The organism is Salinivibrio sp. PR919, from assembly GCF_001995355.1.
GTDB classification, from domain to species: Bacteria; Pseudomonadota; Gammaproteobacteria; order Enterobacterales; family Vibrionaceae; genus Salinivibrio; species Salinivibrio proteolyticus.
The window spans coordinates 40,482-59,460 of sequence record NZ_MUFL01000010.1 but is presented as its reverse complement, the minus strand read 5'-3'; the positions used below and the strand labels follow the sequence as shown (position 1 = coordinate 59,460).

General features: G+C 49.6%; 19 protein-coding genes. 8 read left to right on the top strand and 11 right to left on the bottom strand.

Annotated elements, in window-relative coordinates; translation table 11 throughout:
* Positions 1-862 (bottom strand): Gfo/Idh/MocA family protein (locus BZG83_RS03330; RefSeq protein ID WP_077479367.1); only part of this gene is annotated, 862 nt, incomplete at its 3' end.
* A 92-nt stretch (positions 863-954) separates the two neighbouring features.
* Between BZG83_RS03330 and BZG83_RS03325 the strand changes: the two genes are divergently transcribed.
* Both BZG83_RS03325 and BZG83_RS03320 read left to right on the top strand, forming a co-directional pair.
* Complete coding sequence (locus tag BZG83_RS03325) at positions 955-1,287, top strand: DUF3392 domain-containing protein (protein WP_077479366.1); 333 nt, start codon at positions 955-957, stop codon at positions 1,285-1,287.
* Positions 1,288-1,385: 98 nt separating this feature from the next.
* Complete coding sequence (locus BZG83_RS03320; protein WP_077479365.1) at positions 1,386-2,657, top strand: DASH family cryptochrome; 1,272 nt, start codon at positions 1,386-1,388, stop codon at positions 2,655-2,657.
* Positions 2,658-2,659: 2 nt separating this feature from the next.
* On the opposite strand, the gene BZG83_RS03315 is transcribed toward BZG83_RS03320, so the two are convergent.
* The 3 genes from BZG83_RS03315 to BZG83_RS03305 form a co-directional block, all read right to left on the bottom strand.
* Positions 2,660-3,307 (bottom strand): esterase/lipase family protein, encoded by a 648-nt coding sequence (locus BZG83_RS03315; RefSeq protein WP_077479364.1) that lies wholly within the window; start codon positions 3,305-3,307, stop codon positions 2,660-2,662.
* A gap of 184 nt (positions 3,308-3,491) precedes the next feature.
* Positions 3,492-4,862 (bottom strand): YjiH family protein, encoded by a 1,371-nt coding sequence (locus BZG83_RS03310; RefSeq protein WP_235608149.1) that lies wholly within the window; start codon positions 4,860-4,862, stop codon positions 3,492-3,494.
* A gap of 350 nt (positions 4,863-5,212) precedes the next feature.
* Complete coding sequence (locus BZG83_RS03305; RefSeq protein WP_241825755.1) at positions 5,213-6,055, bottom strand: hypothetical protein; 843 nt, start codon at positions 6,053-6,055, stop codon at positions 5,213-5,215.
* A gap of 186 nt (positions 6,056-6,241) precedes the next feature.
* On the opposite strand from BZG83_RS03305, the gene BZG83_RS03300 reads away from it, so the two are divergent.
* On the top strand, positions 6,242-6,577 hold the full coding sequence (locus BZG83_RS03300) for a DUF440 family protein (protein ID WP_077479363.1): 336 nt from the start codon (positions 6,242-6,244) through the stop codon (positions 6,575-6,577).
* Positions 6,578-6,686: 109 nt separating this feature from the next.
* Here the strand turns inward: BZG83_RS03300 and emrD are convergent, their stop codons facing one another.
* The 5 genes from emrD to BZG83_RS03275 form a co-directional block, all read right to left on the bottom strand.
* Positions 6,687-7,898, bottom strand: coding sequence for a multidrug efflux MFS transporter EmrD (emrD, locus tag BZG83_RS03295; RefSeq protein ID WP_077479362.1), 1,212 nt, complete (start codon positions 7,896-7,898; stop codon positions 6,687-6,689).
* Positions 7,899-8,091: 193 nt separating this feature from the next.
* Positions 8,092-8,553 carry a methyltransferase family protein gene (locus tag BZG83_RS03290; protein WP_077479361.1) on the bottom strand — a complete coding sequence of 154 codons (462 nt, stop codon included), beginning with the start codon at positions 8,551-8,553 and terminating at the stop codon, positions 8,092-8,094.
* Between the two features lie 110 nt (positions 8,554-8,663).
* Positions 8,664-9,269: a GTP cyclohydrolase II gene (locus BZG83_RS03285; protein ID WP_077479360.1), complete on the bottom strand. Its 606-nt coding sequence runs from the start codon at positions 9,267-9,269 to the stop codon at positions 8,664-8,666.
* A 119-nt stretch (positions 9,270-9,388) separates the two neighbouring features.
* Positions 9,389-9,946, bottom strand: coding sequence for a sugar O-acetyltransferase (locus BZG83_RS03280; RefSeq protein ID WP_077479359.1), 558 nt, complete (start codon positions 9,944-9,946; stop codon positions 9,389-9,391).
* A gap of 3 nt (positions 9,947-9,949) precedes the next feature.
* Complete coding sequence (locus BZG83_RS03275) at positions 9,950-11,218, bottom strand: patatin-like phospholipase family protein (protein ID WP_241825754.1); 1,269 nt, start codon at positions 11,216-11,218, stop codon at positions 9,950-9,952.
* Between the two features lie 952 nt (positions 11,219-12,170).
* On the opposite strand from BZG83_RS03275, the gene BZG83_RS03270 reads away from it, so the two are divergent.
* From BZG83_RS03270 to BZG83_RS03255, 5 genes are all read left to right on the top strand, one after another.
* On the top strand, positions 12,171-13,658 hold the full coding sequence (locus BZG83_RS03270) for a sodium-dependent transporter (RefSeq protein ID WP_069587598.1): 1,488 nt from the start codon (positions 12,171-12,173) through the stop codon (positions 13,656-13,658).
* Positions 13,655-13,756 carry a MetS family NSS transporter small subunit gene (locus BZG83_RS16500; protein ID WP_096628241.1) on the top strand — a complete coding sequence of 34 codons (102 nt, stop codon included), beginning with the start codon at positions 13,655-13,657 and terminating at the stop codon, positions 13,754-13,756. The genes BZG83_RS03270 and BZG83_RS16500 overlap by 4 nt, the downstream gene beginning before the upstream one ends.
* Positions 13,757-13,989: 233 nt before the next feature.
* Entirely contained in the window at positions 13,990-14,709 is a 720-nt protein-coding gene (locus BZG83_RS03265) for a response regulator (protein ID WP_069587752.1), read from the top strand.
* Positions 14,699-16,147, top strand: a complete 1,449-nt coding sequence (locus BZG83_RS03260) for an ATP-binding protein (protein ID WP_077456085.1) — start codon at positions 14,699-14,701, stop codon at positions 16,145-16,147. Before BZG83_RS03265 ends, BZG83_RS03260 begins: the two co-directional genes overlap by 11 nt.
* Entirely contained in the window at positions 16,147-17,412 is a 1,266-nt protein-coding gene (locus BZG83_RS03255; RefSeq protein ID WP_077479357.1) for an ABC transporter substrate-binding protein, read from the top strand. Before BZG83_RS03260 ends, BZG83_RS03255 begins: the two co-directional genes overlap by 1 nt.
* 9 nt (positions 17,413-17,421) lie before the next feature.
* On the opposite strand, the gene BZG83_RS03250 is transcribed toward BZG83_RS03255, so the two are convergent.
* Both BZG83_RS03250 and BZG83_RS03245 read right to left on the bottom strand, forming a co-directional pair.
* Positions 17,422-18,186 carry a DeoR/GlpR family DNA-binding transcription regulator gene (locus BZG83_RS03250; protein WP_274532431.1) on the bottom strand — a complete coding sequence of 255 codons (765 nt, stop codon included), beginning with the start codon at positions 18,184-18,186 and terminating at the stop codon, positions 17,422-17,424.
* 31 nt (positions 18,187-18,217) lie between these two features.
* Positions 18,218-18,958, bottom strand: coding sequence for a glycerophosphodiester phosphodiesterase family protein (locus tag BZG83_RS03245; protein WP_077479356.1), 741 nt, complete (start codon positions 18,956-18,958; stop codon positions 18,218-18,220).
* Between the last annotated feature and the right edge of the window lie 21 nt (positions 18,959-18,979).

Genomic DNA, 18,979 nt, shown 5'->3' with positions numbered 1-18,979 from the left:
GAGCGTATGCAAGACAATCAAGTCGCGCAATTGTCTCTCCCTGACTGGACATGGCTTCAAACCCTTTACTGGCCTGCATGCCTGTCCAGTCAGGGAGAGACAATTGCGCGACTTGATTGTCTTGCATACGCTCACCGCGCGTAAATCCATCAAAGAAGTAGCACTCGTTACGATAGGCTGCGGCAATGGTTTCCTTGGTGGCGCCGTATTGGCGATTCATACTGGCTTCAAATAAGCTATTCTCGCGATGCCAACGAATATCTAAACGCGCGAGCAGTCCTTCATCAAACTGGGCAAACACATCCAAATCATCAATGTTCATGTCACCGTGCAGGTTAATACTGTCAAGCGGGTGAATAAAGTCATCGAAAATAAACCGACGGGGCGCATCTGGCAGCGCATGACGATGCTTTTCCCACCGTAACGATAACAATGGCGAGCCGAGTTCATCTTCTGGGCGCTGGCCGTTTAAATGGGCGTTTAACAACGGCAAATAACGGCGATTAAATCCTGCAAACAAAGGCGTATTATGCTTTTCTGCAAGGTTAAAGAGGGCTTCAACATCCGCCCCCGATTGGGCCACCGGTTTGTCGACAAACACGGGAATACCTGCGGCTAAGAACGGACGCACCAACGCCGGATGAGCATGAGTGGCTGCATGAATCATCACCCCATCCACGTTCAGCGCTAACACTTCTTCAACATTGGCTGCTGTGTGCGCTACCCGATACTGCTGCGCCAATTTCGCGAGTGTATCGGCTTGGCGGCTACACAAGACCCAGTCGAGATCGGGCCAGGTTGCAAGTAGTGGCAGGTATGCCTTTTGGGCGATGTCACCCAACCCTATTGAGGCAATTCTCATGTTTTCTCCTTACCGCACGCGACTTACGTTGAGGCTGGAAGTCGCTAGTAGAAATCAGTAACCTAGCAGCATTCTACAGAGTGTGACGAATTATGAATATTATTATCTCTTGGCTTGCCCAAGGCGGTGCTTGGCTAACCCCTTGGTTAAACGAAATCGCCATTGCGGTCACCGCATCTTTATTGGTGGTGTTTGGTAACGACATTAACCGTACCCTGCGTCGTTTACTGACCGGCCACAACTTTTTTGTCCGCACCTTAGTGTTTATCGGCATCAATGCATTTGGCTACGGCGCATTTATTGTGGCAGTGTCTCCTTGGCTCGCCACGAAAATGCGCGCCTGGCCTGATCAATGGCTAATGTGCGCCGTGGTAGGTATCTTTGTGTTTGTTGGCTATTGGGCGCAACGTCAACGACAGATCTAATCCTAGACCCAATTCGCTGTTTAAAACATCGGCATCCATACTTACTGATCAATCTGGATGTCGATTCTCGGCGTATTGGCGAGAAAAAGGAGATCAACATGCAACGCGGACTGATGTGGTTTCGCCACGACCTTCGAATTCATGACAACCCTGCGCTCGCCAATCTTGCTTCGAGCTGTGACGAACTTACCTGTGTGTTTGTCATTGATCCGCGCTGGTCACGCGCGGATCACTTCCAAAGTAAACACCTCGGCCCTCAGCGCGAAGCGTTTTTGTGGCAAAGCCTTATCGAACTTCATCGTGCGCTCGATGTCATGGGACAAAAGCTCATCATTAGAACAGGCACACCTTTGGAAGTGCTTGCCGACCTGTGTACCCAACACCAGATTGATGTTATTGGCGTCACCGATCACCCAGGCCCCTTTGAGCGCCAGCAAATAGATACCCTTGTTAGCCGGTTTCCACAGCGTGTGGTGGTGTCTGATGCACATACGCTGTTTAGTCAGCATCAGTTACCCTTTGATTTACCCGATATTCCTGCCACCTTTACGCAATTTAGAAAAGCGGTCGAAAAGCGCGACATTCCGCCACGTTTGCCGCTTGCGGTGCCAGAGTCCTTACCGCGCCCTATCGATGGCATAGTTACCGAGCCCGCGCCTTTATCGGATCGCCGTATTGCCCCTTATCAAGGTGGAGAGATTGCTGGTCGCGCGCAACTGAATCATTACTTGTGGGATACCCATCGTATTCAACGCTACAAAGAGACGCGAAATGGTTTGGATGGTTGGGATTTTTCATCCCGCTTATCCGCATGGCTAGCCAATGGTTGTTTGTCTGTGCGTTGGGTCGCTGCAGAGCTGGACCGTTATGAGCGCAATGTGGAGAAAAATGAGTCCACCTATTGGCTCTATTTTGAGCTCCTATGGCGGGAATATTTCCAGTGGATGTTGTATCACTACGGAGCGCGCTTTTTCCGCTTTAAGGGCATTGCCGATAAACGTCCGCTCACTACGTTTTATGCCGAAGCCTTTATGGCATGGCGTGAAGGCAATACCGATTTTCCGATCGTCAACGCTGCCATGCGCCAGCTAAAACACACAGGCTGGATGTCGAACCGGAGTCGTCAATTAGTCGCGAGCTGCTTGGTGWATGAGCTAGGTGTGGACTGGCGTTACGGCGCTGCTTACTTTGAGCAACAACTGATTGATTTCGATGTCGCCGCTAACTATGGTAATTGGCAATACCTCGCCGGTGTCGGTGCAGATCCTCGCGGCAGTCGTCGGTTTAATCTCGACAAGCAAACTGCACAATACGACCCTGAAGGAACGTTTATTGCTCGCTGGCTCGCCGATGAGGTTCCGTCACATTAGCGTTAGGGTTCAACTTGTGCGGCAGGTTCGGAAGCAGGCTGGTAGCTGTCGATAATGGCGATCACTTTATCGCTCACCCGACGAGAAAAAAGCAATGCAATGTGGGTGAGCGGAAAGATATCATGACTGCTCATGCCTTCGATTTTAGTTTCTTCGACCAGCACAGTGCCGTCGCAAACTTGGTTCTTTATCAGCAGCGATACTGGGCCCCACGGGCAATTTCCGGCAATACTGTGCAAAGGCGGTAATCCCTGCCAGGGCATCACCTCATCGGGCAATAAAATAGATTGGCTCCGTTGGAACAGCCAGCCGCCCCACCCTAAATCCTCAAATACTTTGGCCAGTGTTGCGCCTTGATGGGGGGTGCCGAGGGTAATCACCGCGTGCACCGCATCAGCAGGGTTATCGTCTAGTTGCGCACTCTGCTCCAAATAGCGGCGAATAATCAGCCCGCCCATCGAGTGGCCGATTAAAATCGTGGGCTGATGATCAATAAACGCATTGATGCGACGAGCAATTTGCTCAAAGTCCGGATCTAGGGTGTTATAAGAAAGGTTGAGCACCTCATGTCCTTGCTTTTCTAGGCGTTCACTTAGCGGGATCAAAAACACACCGTGCATGTACAGCCCATGAAGTGTCACTATTTTCATCCCATCTCCTTATTAAACCCTTACCGCTCATCATGTTGGTGATAGATGAGGGGTAACATGCCAGATAGTTCGCGCGCATTTACCATACCAAGCATAAGGTGCTACTGCATGAATTCGTGACCCAAAAAAAACGCCTCACGTTGAAAACGCGAGGCGCTTAACAGACTGTTCTTGGCCTATCGGCTTAGAAAATCAAATGTGCGACACCCGCGATCACCGGTAAGGTCACCAAGGTACGCAAAATAAAGATCACAAACAGTTCCCAGATTTTGACTGGAATTTTACTGCCTAGCAGCAAAGCACCAACTTCTGACATGTAAATCAGCTGGGTGACAGACATCGCTGCAATCACAAAGCGGGTCATTTCGTTGTCAATTTCCGCGGCAAGAATGGCAGGGATAAACATATCCGCAAAACCAATCACCATAGTTTCTGATGCTTTGACCGCCTCGGGAATATGCAGTAGCTCAAGCAAAGGAACAAACGGTGCACCCAGTACGTTAAAGATACTGGTGTACTCAGCCACCATCAATGCCGCTGTACCAATCGCCATCACAACAGGGAGTACGCCCAGCACCATATCAACCGCGTTTTGAGCCCCTTCTTTGAGCACGCTGTTCACCGAGCGAATTTTTTCAGCACGGTTAAGCGCGCACTGTAAGCCGTAGCTCAGCGTGGTATGGCCTTCAGGTAACACTTCTTCGTTCGATTGGCGGGTTGAGCCGTCAATCAACTCGTCTTTTTTCCAGCAAAGCGGCGGAAGACGAGGAACGATAATCGCTGCAGCAATCCCCGCCAGACACACTGCTAAATAGAACCAAGTAAACATGTGCATCAAGTCAACTTGGGCAATCACAACCAAGCTAAAGCTAATCGATACCGCAGAGAAGGTGGTGCCGACAACCGCAGCTTCACGCTGTGTGTAAAAACCTTGCTCGTATTGCTTGCTCGTCATCAAGATACCGACACTGCCGTCGCCTAACCAAGATGCCGCACAGTCAACCGCCGAGCGGCCAGGCAAGCCAAATAATGGACGCATCACTTTAGTGAAAACGGCGCCTAACATTTCCAGCAGGCCAAAACTGGTCAGCAATGGCAACAGCAATCCGGCAAAAATAAACACAGAAAGCAGGATAGGCAGCAAATCATTAAGCACGAACGCGCCAGTGAGCTCACCCATGATAAGTTCAGACCCGTAACCGAAGAAGGTCATGGCAACAAATACACCACCGATCACACGGGTGGCTAGCCAAATCGGTGAAACATTGAATAGGCCGTTGAGAAAACCGTGGCGAGTAATAAAGCGGGGTTTTGTTAGCGTAACAATCAATGAGGTGACCGCACTGAAAACCACCAATGCGGTGACCACAGCAGTTGCCGAGCCGCCCAATAAATCAAGAACGCTTCCGGCCATGACCGCAATGGGAATAGTGACACCATCGCCGAAGTTTACCGGCGTCATAAAGAGAAGTAAGCCAAGAAGCGATGGGATGGCGAACATCAGAATATTTCTCATCGAAGGCACCGTCGTCGAGAGAGAGTCAGTTTTTTGCATACGTCTGAATCCTGAATTTTTATTTGTATCACCGTGACAAAACGACGAATTGTCGATTAATTATTCACTCACAGTGACTATCTGCAATCGAGATTACCGAATCATGCATGCGATGTAAATGTTTATTTAGTCATAAATACTGAATAAATACATCTGTAGAGCACAACTACCACGGCTCAATTGCGTTTTATAGTTCATCAAACCTTCATTTGTGAAAAGTTTGTTACACTATTTTATTGACCAAGATCAGATTCCGTTAGCAACTTGTAGGGTATAAGGTGGGCCAGCTCACAGATTATCGTAACCACGTTTTTGGATAACGAGCTGATATACACTGCGTATTGGTCCTGCTAACCGATTTTAAAGTCAATACGTGCATATTCTTTGATCAACCAGTCACCAAAGTCATTGAGGAGCATCATAACAGCACGTTTTTTTACAGGTTTGCGATCTAGCAGGATAAAAAGTCGCTCAATTGCTTGTTGTTTAGCAGGATAATGCTTAATAAACAACTCTGCACAGTCAGGTAGTGATTCCGTCCACGTCCCTTCTTTATGCAATACCAAACCAAACGCACCACGAATTAAGGTATCGGCAATGCGCTGTGCTGCAGTCAGTTGCGTATTCCATGTCGTGGCCGCTTGTATTTTATGCTTGGCACGTGCGAGTTTACCGCTCAAATCGGGATTCATCGCTTTCGCCACTTCCCAACTCGCCTCGAAATGGCCAAAACTCTCGGAAAGATCTTGGCCATACAGGCACATTGCACGATGTTTAAAAAAGAAGCCCCAGTGAAAGATTTCGGCCAAATCACGAACTTGTGACACTGTCACTGTGTCGATATGACAGCCATCGATGACTTTGCTATGACTGGTTTTAATTCGCCACAATAAGGTATTCATGGCACTGGATTGGTCAAGCGTTAGTGGTTGGTGGCATACCACGGTTAAATGCAGGACAGACTCCCCCACTATCGCACGACGCCAGACAATATCGCCGCTCACGTAGACACTGTGAAGCCGCTTACCGATCAAAGCACGAAGCTGTTTGATCGCTTTGACCATGACAGGGATAAATTCGGGTTGTAACGGCGAGCGCCGATCCGGCTCTGGTAAATAAGCCGTTTGAGATTGCAACTGAGTCACGACTTTCACACAAGGTTGAATGCGTGCGCTATTGTTGGTCATCTGCATGGACAAATCAACGCTCTACCACCGAATCTCACCCTGTATCAACGCGCTTGCTTAAATTGAGTACAGGCGTTTGCGTAAAGTTAAGCATAATCCTTGCCAGCTGTCGCGTTGGATAATTGACGGGCTGAGAATTCGTAACCACCGTGGTATAGTCCGAGCACGCCCAGAACGAATAGAGAACACCCAATGACGCAATCAGCGCTAATGAGCTTGGATGAGATCCTCGAAACCGCCTTTGAGATCTTCGCGGAGATGGCACCAGATAATTTGGAGTATGACGATTTGGCGGCATACGAATCCCATTTTGAGGAAGACGGCGGCGCCATCGTGGTTGAAGTCGGCAGCGATTGGCCTGAGCATGTCGGGCCTGACATCAACCTCGCCCACTGTGCGGAAGTACAAATTGGGATGGCAAAAGAAGGCGCCTTGGCCGATGTGTTTGTGCGTATGCTACTCAGCCGTGATCCGGAAGAAAAATTCTGTCACTTACTATGGAAACGCAGCCCCACACAACTGCACTGATGGCAGACCTCACGTCTATGATTGACGTGGCAGCTCGCCTTTCTCGACCGCTATGGTCAGGATGAGAAATTAAAAACGGCAGCCCATGCTGCCGTTTGCATTTGTATCCTTAGTGGACTGGTGCCGAGGTGGGATCGTCCCCGTGTTGGTCCGCACGATAACTCATCATTAAGCCAATGCTCGCGAGTATGCCGAGAGCAAGCATCATTGAGCCCAGAGAAAGTTGACTCGCGACACCTAATCGACTGGCCGCTAGCGTCACAAGACCCGCAAGCAGGTTTTGAGCGCCCCCCAAGATAGCACCGGCTGTGCCCGCATGATAAGGAAATGGGCTCAGTGCCCCCGTGCTGGCCGCTGGGAATAACACGCCTGCACCGGCAAAATACACACAACCGCCACCAATTAAGCTATACACAGAAATCTCGCCCATTAGTCCTGATACAACAAGGATCCCTGCTCCCATTAATGCCATTACGCTACCCAGCGTCAATGTCGCGTAGTAGCCTATGGTATCGGCAAAGCGGCTAGATAGGCCCGATCCCACTAAATAGGCAGGCAGTGGCGCGACAAAAAGGACACTGATCAGCGTCGGTGATAATTGTAATCCATCAGACATAATCACCCCAGCGGCCGCTTCAAAGACCGACACGCCCGAGAAGACCGTAATCAAACACAATAGGTAACCTCGAAAACGCCGCGAGCTCATGACATGGCGGTAACGACCGATAAAATTACCGGGCTGACGAGCCTCTTGCGGTAACGTTTCGGTAAAACGCAGCGCCATCACTGCATAGACCACGATCGCTAGCAGCAGCAAGAAAAAGTAACTCGCCCGCCAGTTCAACACCTCGGTAAGGTATCCTCCTAATAAAGGCGCCATTAATGGTGAGAWAATAAGCCCCATACTCACCAAACTGTTGGCACGGTGCAACTTCGCGCCAGAGAAACAATCTCGGGTTAAGGTTCGCGCCATGGCGCCACCACAGCCAATCCCAGCGCCTTGCACCACACTACCCACTAAAAACCACGAATAGGAATGTGCTAACAGCGTGATCCCTGTCCCGACCAAGAATAAGGCAAGCCCGGCCAAAATAACGGGCTTACGCCCAATGCGGTCGGAGATGGGGCCATAAATAAACTGAGACAGCCCGTACGGGATCAAGTAGCACGCCATCACCGCCTGCAATAGCGCCGGTGATACCGAGAAATCTGCGGCCATCGCTGCAATCGATGGAACATACATGGTTTGAGTCATTTGACCCACCGCAGCCAGCATTACAATGAGCAGCAACAACTTACCCATAGGCATTGCCGAAGACATTCCTACACTCCTAAAAATGAATTATGCGAAATAATGATTTGATAAGTGGATGTTGCAAAGCTTTACGCTAGAAACACGAAAAACATCACAACCAAAGACAGCGCGATAATAGGCCTGAGCAGTGAGGAAAGCAATGGGCGATGAGTCGCCGCAACACGATTCTTTATCATAGTTGAGATTAGTTTTTATAATCTCAAATCCAGCGTCTGACGTGTGCCCGATATTCAGCAAATGCGTCAGGCCAATGCGCAGCGAGTCGCCGCTCTTCAGAGAAGATAAAGGTCATTGACAGGTAGGCCATATAGGCGGGAACCAAGCCCCAACACCAAAGAGAGTTAAAGTAGAATCCAGCGCTAACGATGAGCAATACCAAAGCGAGATACATCGGATTGCGCGTATAGGCATAAATGCCGGTTGTAACCAGGGCTGATGGCTCTTTGATTGGATCAACGGTGGTGTGATGACGATGAAATGCCCATTTCGCCGCCACCAGCAATCCAATGGCGAGCGTAAGAGGAAATACAGCCCAATATGGCGAACCTAATGTGAACGGAAAAGAAAAATAGTGGTTGAGCAACACACCGAAGCCCACGGTAAGTAACATCGCAATGGGCGGCAAAGGTGGGAAAATATACTGCCAAAATTGCGTTTTCATGACTCGTCCTTGAGTGAAAGCTTATATATCGCGCCGCACTGTATCGAAAAAGGGCAGTGACTGTCACTGCCCTTCCGTAAAGTTTGCGACTAAGCACAACTCACTACCACTTAGTCTTGCTCGATATTCAGACGATGTTTGCCATACTCAATTTTAGCTTTTAAATAATTGCGATTACCTTCTTTGAGGTGCGCTTTGGTGCCAATCACTTCTTTGAGGTCAATACCGGCAGCTTGGAGTTCTTCAATTTTTTTCGGGTTGTTGGTCACTAACCGAATGCGATGAATGTCCAAGGCTTTTAGCATTTGTGCGGCTTCAGTAAAGTCACGTAAATCGTCCGCAAAGCCAAGATGGTTATTGGCTTCGTAAGTAGTCATGCCTTGGCTTTGCAGCTCATAAGCATCAAGCTTATTGTATAGGCCAATTCCACGCCCTTCTTGACGAAGATAGAGGATAATCCCGCCATTTTCACCCATCTTTTGGATCGTTTCTTCGAGCTGCTCACCACAATCACACCGTGATGAATGGAATACATCGCCCGTTAAGCACTCAGAATGCATTCGCACTAGGGGAGTTTGATCGGTCACGTCCGCTTGTTTAAAAATAAGCGCAACGTGCTCCTGTCCAGACGCTAGTCCTTCAAAAGATAGAATTTCGGCAGGGATATGGCTCCCTACTCCAACGTTCAGAGGCACCCGAGCCCTTACTTTTACCATTAGAATTTGTCTCTTACTACTGACACCCGAATCAGGGCGTTAACATTACTACAGCGTTACCAGGATGCCAATTAGAAAATGTTATATTATAACATTTCCCACCCAAGTAATGGCTACCTCTATTGTAAACGCCGGACAACCTCTGCTGGATTACCTGCCACTATGGAAAAGGGTTCGATATCTGTATCCACCACCGATCCCGCCTCAATCACCACACCTTCACCAATCGCAACGCCTGCTTTGATCACACTGTTGCCTTCGATAATGACGTTATTGCCGACAATCACGCTTTGTGAGGTTTCACACTCTCCACGAGCAATGTCGAGCGGGAGTACGCGATGGCGCGTGGTATAGATACCCACATTGGGACCGATGCTGACATTATGCCCAATCCGAACATGGGCCCCATCAAGCATGGTGCAATTAGGTCCAATACTGACGTTATCGCCGATTTCGATATTCATTCCGTAGTGACAAAAAAACGGCGCATCAATATCCACATTGGATCCAATCCCTGCAAACAACTTGGTCGTTACTATCGCAAGGTTATCGGTGTCTTCAGGATCGATACGATTAAACTGTTGGCATAAGCGGCGCGCAGCATAGCGAAATAAGGTTAATTCCTCATCGGCTGGGGAATACGGTAACCCCCGCTGCATTTTTTCAAACTCCGTCATCGCCTATCCTTGGTGTGGTAACGCTATTGAGTTGGGCTCAAAAGCCTCACTTTTAACGGTTGATATGGTATTGAGAGCATCGCCGTATTGCGCCATAAACTGATTGCCAAGCGATAAGCCCAGTTGATAGTCCGCATCGAGTTGCTCAGGCTTGCTCAATAATGCACTGCTTTGTAGCGGTGCGCTCGGCGCGATTTGTAACACCTGTGCACGAGGTGGTGGCTCGGCTAAAAACTGTAATTCGTTTTGATAGCTTTGATAGTGCGTAGTGAGCATTTTGAGCATCTCGCTGCTCAGCGGTTTACCCGATAACGACTGCAACCGATAAATCGTGTCACCGCCAAAGAGCCAGCGTCCGCCGTTTTGCATCGCTTTTTCTCTCATTCCATCGCGAACACGACTCACCCATTGCTCACGGCTAGATTTGTAGCGTTCGGAGAGTTCGGCTAACTGCTTGTTCAACTCCTTTTGAAAGGTTTCAAATCGGGTTAGACGGTACTTAAATTCAAAATTAGAGAGATAGTCAGAAATCTTAAAATGCGGCTTTTTGGCTTCAAACTTGGTCCGTAATGTATCCAAAAAATGGCTCTGATCTTCTGGGCCGCCTTTGTCTTGCTCCAACGCCGGCTCAGTGCGAATCACTACAATAATATCCGCCCCACGGGCGAAGGCTTCTTTCGCCGGCACCGCGGCACTCACGCCACCGTCAACATAGCGCTTACCATTAATGCAAACAGGATGCGGATAAAGCAAAGGGATGGCACAGGTTGCTTTGAGTGCATCTGGCCAAGTGTCATCGGTAATCGAGAAAAAGGCCGGTTTCAGGGTATCAACCTCAGTCACGCACGCGTAGGCCTCTCTTCCGTTCAAGTGTAGCTTCGCTGTTTCAATGTCCAGCGCAGCCTCATGACCCGGCAATGCCGTACTAAGCGCCCAATCTAAATCCATATGGTGTTGGCGGCGCACGTACTTCATCAGGTGGAAAAAGCGCTCTTGCGTGGTGAGCTCAGTGATAAACCGATGCCCGTAGCGATGCTGCTGGCATACATACGCCGTCAAGTTGAGTGCGCCGGCAGACGTCCCTAAATAAAGTTGAAATGGATCAAATCGGACATTAAGAAATGCATCAAGCACGCCTGCGGTAAAAATCCCGCGTTGCCCGCCTCCCTGCAGTACCAGCGCGATACGCTGTGGCCGGGTAAAATGGCGCGGAGCAATTGGCATTGCCGTACCGGGAGAGTTGTCTGTCAAAGCTTGCTTACTTCTTAACACTTTCGCCCCTTATTCATCTTGCATAACGCTTTATGCGAGCAAAGCTCTTTATTAGCGTACAGCTCTTGATTAACGCATCGCTTTCAGTGTGTTAGCTCACTTCCAGCACGCTGGCCGCTGTGCATGGTAACGCTTACTGCGCAACGTAGCTACTCACAGTTAGGGCGCCAGTGTCCATTCTCGTTAACAGCGAACCGATGATAATTAAGACAACACAGCGACAGCAGCAAAAGTGAAAATCATACCCAGCGCGCAAACAGCGGTTGTCAGTGCGTATGCAAGTGTTTTATCCATGCTGATACTCCTTGTTGACATAATGATTAACCCCAAAGACGCCGCGGATCAGGTGCAATACCTATTAATCCAAGTATATACCCTCTCCTGTCAAAGCTGCACCGACGTCGACTAAGTGGGCTCTTACAAAGCTAAACTACTGATTAAAAGATGAAAAATATCGCTATTATGTAGCGAATAAAATGGCGAATCTGAGGCGATCATCATGTTTTCCCTATCCTCATCGTGAGGATCCGCGAGTAAAGATACCTGTGTGAACTTCAATTCAAGGGGGCATTTTGCTGTTTTTTTCGTCACCCAGACAGCAAATCAAAATAACGATCATTCGCCTCTATTGATAATTTTGACAGCTCAATCGTCTACATCAAAAGTAAAAGCCCAGCATGAAACACCACTTATAATTGTTTACACCAAGTTAACAAAAATTTTTGTGCTAACTGCTTGGTTTTGCGGCTATTGATTTAGGCCTGACCAGTGCTTAATCTGCCATCAATGCCCGTCCTAGATAAAAATTTCAACATACGGGCAACAGGAAGTTAAAACTTATAATTGTGGGAATGTGCTATTTCTTTCATATAAGCCATAAAACGATCTGCAGCCTCACAACACTGCGATACCTATATGGTGAAAGATGGTAGCGATTCGCAAAGGAGTAGATATGAAACGAGAACAATGGGGCTCGCGCGCTGGCTTTATTTTAGCCGCTGTCGGGTCAGCAATTGGCTTGGGGAACATTTGGCGATTCCCTTATATGGCCTACGAAAACGGTGGCGGCGCCTTTTTTATTCCATACCTTTTCGCCATGCTAACCGCCGGTATCCCCTTTATGATCATGGAGTTTGGGTTAGGCAAAAAACTCCGCGGCTCGTCGCCTGTGGTCTTTTCTAAACTCAATACCAAGTTCGAATGGTTAGGCTGGTTCCAAGTTCTGATCGCCGCAACCATCGGTATTTACTATGTTGCCGTCATTGGTTGGGCCATCTCTTATTTTGGCTTCTCGTTTGGCCAGGATTGGGGCACAGATACCAACGCGTTCTTTTTCTCTGACTATTTGAAGCTGGGAGAAAATTCACCCACCAACTTAGGCGATTGGCAATGGCATATTGCTATTCCGATGATCATCGCATGGGCAATCACTTATGCAGCCGTCTATCGTGGCGTCAAAGGCGGGATTGAAAAAGCCAGCAAGATTATGATGCCACTGCTATTCATCATGGTGATCTTGCTGATTGGCCGCGTAGTGATGCTGCCGGGTGCCCTCGATGGCTTGAACTACTTATTTGCGCCTGACTTTAGCAAGTTGTTAGATGCAAAAGTGTGGTCGGCCGCCTATGGGCAGATTTTCTTCACCTTGTCCGTTGGGTTTGCCATCATGCTGGCCTACTCCAGCTACCTGCCTGAAAAATCGGACGTAAACAACAACGCCTTGATGACAGTGCTGATCAACTGTGGCTTCTCCATTGTGGCGGGGGTATTGATCTTCTCCATTTTGGGCTACATGGCGGCAGAGCAAAGCAAAGGCATTACCGATGTTGTCAGTGGCGGCGTAGGACTTGCCTTTGTCACGCTACCAGCGGCGATCAACTTACTGCCGATCCCCTACATCCTCGGGCCATTGTTCTTCCTTGCGCTCGTCGTCGCTGGGCTGAGCTCACACATTTCGATTATCGAAGCAGTGACTGCATCGATCATGGATAAGCTGAACCTTGCACGTGAAAAGGCAGCGACAGCCGTCTGCGGCGTTGGCTTCGTGGTTTCGATGGCCTTTGCAACTAACGGCGGCTTGTTGCTTCTCGATTTAGTGGACTACTTCGTCAACAACGTAGCGCTGCTAGCAAGCTGTTTGATTGAGCTCATTGTCGTCGGCTGGTTGGTGAAACTTTCCGATATTCGCCAATACGTTAACCGCGTATCTGAGTTTAGTGTTGGCCAGTGGATGGAAGTGTGTATCCGCTTTGTCAGCCCAATTATGTTGGCCGTGATCATCACCAAAAACTTGATCAACACGGTTAATGAAGGATACGGCGGCTATGCACAGTTCGAACTCATCACCCTAGGTTGGGGGCTCGTCGCAGCCATGGTTGTGGTTGGCATCATCGTGAATTCAACCACAACGCCCGCACGCGATATGGAGACAGAATCATGACCACAGGCGCAATTGTAATGATGATCATTGGTTTCGCGGTCACATGGGGTGGCGCGGCACTGTGTATTCACAAAGCGATGCACAGCGATAGCGAGTAATCCTGTCTGGCATCTCACTAAGGTTTCTAAAGCCCTCTTCGGAGGGCTTTTTCGTTTCCAGCGATTTTATTCTTCGTTTGCCTGCATTCTCGTTCGTCCTGTCTAGGGTATGTGGTCTGACCTTGATCAAGTCGCTGATTAATTATGCAAAGTGCGTCATTGTCAGTAGCATCACAGGCCCAAACCACCGATAATGGCGCTCATTGATGTTGGTAAGAAAGGGTATCGGCGCTATGGCTGCAGCCAAACGCATTTTAGTGGTTGATGACGATGTAGAAATTCGCGAGCTTTTGCAGGCCTATCTGTCCAAAGCAGGATATGAAGTGACCACCGCGCAAAATGGTCATGAAATGCGCTCGAAGCTTGCGGTCCAATACCCAGACCTTATCTTACTTGACGTGATGCTTCCCGGTGATGATGGGTTTACCTTATGTAAAGCCATTCGCAAAGACTCCAGCGTGCCAATCATTATGCTCACCGCGGTGTCTGATGAAACCGATCAAATCGTTGGCTTAGAGCTGGGCGCGGATGATTATATTGCCAAACCCTTTAGTCCTCGCCAGCTCATTGCGCGTATTCGTGCTTTGCTTCGCCGCACCCAACAATTGCAAGAAACGACCTTATCGCGGCCGAAAGCGATTCGGTTTGGGCAATGGCGCTTGGAGCCGGCGACACAACAGCTCCATCAAGTGGTCACCGGCATGGAGATTGAACTCTCGGCATCGGATTATGCGCTGCTGATGTTGTTTATAGATAACCCCCACCAATTGTTAGATCGCAACGCGATTAGCCAAGCCACCCGAGGCCGCGACGCTCAGCCACAAGAACGAGGCATAGATGTCCAAGTAAGCCGCCTACGACAGCGCCTGCGTGATAATGGTAAAGCAAACCTAATCAAAACCGTCCGCGGTGCGGGCTATATGTTTGTCGCTGAGATCCAATATGAATCATGAGTGGTTACAACGGCTCGTGCCGCGCTCTCTCCTCTCGCGTACGCTGCTCCTTACCCTATTGTCCGTCGTGCTCGCACAGGTGATCGCGACATCAATTTGGTACACCCAATCCAAACGCACGCAGCTGGCGGGGTTAGAGTCCGCGTCAGCCAGCTTGGCGAATATGTTCGCGTCGACAACCACCTTTTTTCAGTCCTTGCCCGTCGCGTACCGCCATATCGCATTAAATCAACTACGCAATATGGGCGGAACCCGTTTTTTTGTCTCTTTCAACAAAGAAAAAATCAACATCACCCCTATAGAAGAGACYCAAGCGAAACAGGTAGCGGTCAATACCGTCTCGCAAGTGCTAGAGGCGCAACTGCCCGCGCTGAGCACCATTGACGTGGAATTTTCCCGCCCCGAGACGCTGCGCGTCTTAAACAACGACATATTACTCCGCGACCTACCCAAATCATGGGCGCATCATACTCTGAGCCTTGAGCCACTTAATCCCCCTATTTTGGTGGTGCAAATGGAGCTCAAAAGCAATGAGTGGATTTACATCGCAGCCCTGCTCCCCGCGCCGTATGTCACCTTAGACGATACGTTGATCACGGCGGATCAGGTGGTCTTTATTGTGGTGATCACCGCGTTACTGTTGTTGTTTACTTACAGTTTAATTCGTCAACAAGCGCGGCCACTCAAACGCTTAGCGAAAGCGGCGAACCTGTTTAGTACAGACATTGAACAACCACCACTCAAAGAAGAAGGCGCTGCAGAGATCGCGATTGTGACGCGCGCATTCAACCGTATGCAGCGTCGATTACAACGGCATTTGCGAGAGCGTGAAACCCTGTTTCGCTCGATGTCACATGATTTAAAAACCCCGATAACCCGATTACGTCTGCGGGCAGAATTGATTGATGATGACATCCAAGCCGCCAAAATGAACAAAGACTTGGATGAGCTCGAAATCATGGTAAAAGGCGCCGTTCAAACCGTGCGTGATACCGACATTCACGAAAACATGGCCGAGATTGATGTGATTGATTTCTTGGCGGTAATTGCCGAGCCCCACAATCAAGATCGGGTGCGTGTCACCATCGAATGTGAGGCAGTGAAAGGCTTTACCTGTAAACCTCTGGCGTTTAAACGCTGCCTATCTAATTTGATTGATAACGGCGTTAAATACGGCGAACAAGTCACCATCTATGTGATGGATGCCGAACATACGCTGGATATCACCCTAATCGACCAAGGGCCAGGGATCCCGGAAGAAGAGCTCGACTCGGTATTTGACCCCTACGTGCGCCTTCACACCGATAACGAGGGCTCAGGGTTAGGGCTTGGCATTGCGCGTGATATTATTCATGCCCACGGCGGTGACATGGTACTCAGCAACCGCAATGAAGGTGGCCTGCAAGTCGATATTAGTTTTCCACGGGTAGAAGAATAATGCGATTGACTCTTAAAACACTGTGCGCCAGCGTCATTCAATCGACACTGCTGTATATTACGCCTGCCGCCCATGCCAGCGAGGTGGAAGTGCTCCATTGGTGGACATCGGCGGGAGAAGCCAAAGCGGCCTCCGTTTTACGCGCCGGGATCGAGCAACGCGGTCATCAGTGGCGTGATTTTGCGGTCGGCGGACAAGCGGGGATCAGCGCGATGAATACCTTAAGGATCCGCGCAATCAGTGGTAATCCTCCCCTCGCCGCACAAATTAAAGGACCAGAGATTACCGAATGGGCGCGTTTAGGCTTTTTACGCAACCTCAATGACATTGCGGAAGCAGAACACTGGGAAGACAAAATTCCAGCCCCGCTTCGTGACGTGATGCAATACCAAGGGGATTATGTCGCGGCCCCAATTAATATTCACCGCGTCAACTGGCTCTGGATCAATCTACGTGCCTTCAAGGACGCGGGGGCTGCCATTCCCCATGATTTTGAAAGCTTTTTTACCGCTGCCGATAAACTACAACAGGCTGGCTATATCCCACTGGCATTAGGCGGAGAACCTTGGCAGGTAGCGACCTTATTCGACACACTCGCCTTATCCGTGATGGGGCCTGAACATTATCAACAAGCCTTTCTCGACTTTGATCGCGAGGCGCTATTAAGTGACGGTGTCACAAAATCATTTTCTCTATTGGCCAAAATGCGCCCCTACACCGACTCCGACAATCTCGGCCGGAATTGGAGTGACACCACACGATTATTGATCGATAACCGAGCAGGCATGCAAGTGATGGGCGATTGGGCGAAAGGTGAATTTCTTGCAGCAAATCAGCAAGAAGGAAAAAACTTTACCTGTGTCGCGGTCCCCGGTACGGAGCAAGCGTTTAGCTATAACATAGATAGCTTTGTCTTTTTTAAGCCAAACAATGCCGAAGAGCGACAAAGCCAAACGGATATGGCTGAATACTTGTTAACACCACAGTTTCAGCGCGATTTCAATCGCTACAAAGGCTCACTACCAATTCGCCTTGATATCCCACTTCCGAACGGGGACACCTGTGCCGAAAAATCGCGTCAGGCCTTTCTCTACGCCGAGCAGCACAACACACTTAGCCCAAGCATGTCGCATGGATTGTCGACCACCCGCTACGTCCAAAGTGCGATTTTTGATGTGATTAATGAGTTCTTTTATAACCCTAAGCAAACACCCGAGGAGGCGACCCAAGCCCTCTATCGCGCCATTTTATCTGCGCAGGCCTAATTCAACAGATTAGGCCTCATCCGTTGGCCCATCATGCTGACACAGTACGCGGGGAATGGTGTCATCCAATCCGGTGTAATTGGTAAAGACACAATCAAACGTCGCAAGCGATGTCACACGAACCGGCGCTTGGCGTTGCCATTTTGAGCGGTCTGCCACCAGCCACCGCGCGGTTGCATTGGCTAAAATCGTCTCACTCACCGCCGCTTCGTCGGGAGTAAACTCGCACGCCCACCCTTGTTCACTGACAGCCGCACARCCAATAATGGCAATATCAGGCTGAAAACGAGACAAAAATTGGATTACCGAATGGCCAACCATATCTTGATCATTGGCGCGTAGTTTTCCCCCAGCTAACCATACATCAATATGCGGATTCGCCCCCAACCGATGCGCCACCTTAAGGTTATTAGTCACCACCCGCAGATCTTTGCGAGAAAGCAACTGATCCGCCACCGCCGACGCTGTGGTGCCGATACCTAACATCACGGTGACACCATCAGGGATACGCGCAGCAACCGCCTGAGCAATGGCTTCTTTTTCGCGTGAATGGCTTTGTAAGCGTCGCTGATAGTCGGTATTGGCCAACGCTGCCGGCACACTGATCCCGCCATGATGGCGTCGCGCTAACCCGAGTGCGCACAGTTGATTGATATCACGACGAATAGTTTGGGTAGTCACCGAAAACTGGGCCGCCAAGGTATCCGTTTCTAAGTGTTCTACCTCATTGAGCTGGCGCATAATCGCCTGCTGACGTCGGTTTAAATCGGCCACGTCTGTCAACGTATTCCTCTCCTAGATTCGCTCATTCCGTTGGCGCAGAACCTAAATAGTTAGATGGCGCGTCAGTGATCATCATATCGACCCCCCACTCCCAAAGGTGCGCAACCTCTTCAGGGTGATTAGGGGTGTAACACTTAATCTTTAAACCGCACGCTTTAATCGCTTTGGCTTGTAACTCTGTTATGCCGCGATAGTGACAATGGATACTGTAGGTCGCGAGATCTTGATAACGGTGCCAGTCTTCGGGCACCACATCCCATAAAATCGCTCTTGCCACGCTCGGCATCGCCGTTTGACAGTAGGCAAGCGCCTCGAGAGAGAATGAAGAAAGCAGTACCCGCTCGAGTGGGAAACCGGTTTCACTCAGCGTGGCGGCAACCGCATCACACAAACGCGGAATATCTGTTTCAGGGTAAGTTTTTATTTCGATATTGATGTGCAATTCATCGGCAGCCACTTGGGCTAGCACGGCTGCTAGGGTAGGAACGCGCTCGCCTTGATAATTCGTATCAAAATATCCGCCAGCATCGAGCTGCGCAAGCTGGGCATAAGGTGTTTCCCCTAGCCGACCCACACCATTGGTGCAACGACTCAGTGTGTCATCATGAAACACAACGGGTACCCCGTCTTGTGTTAGTTGGACATCGATTTCAACCCATTCCATTTCCCACAAGCGCACTTGGCGAATCGACGCCAAGGTATTTTCAGGAGCATCCGCGGCGACCCCCCGGTGGCCACAGAGTTGTTTGGGGCTAATTTTCATTTGAACATTTCTCTTTAGTCA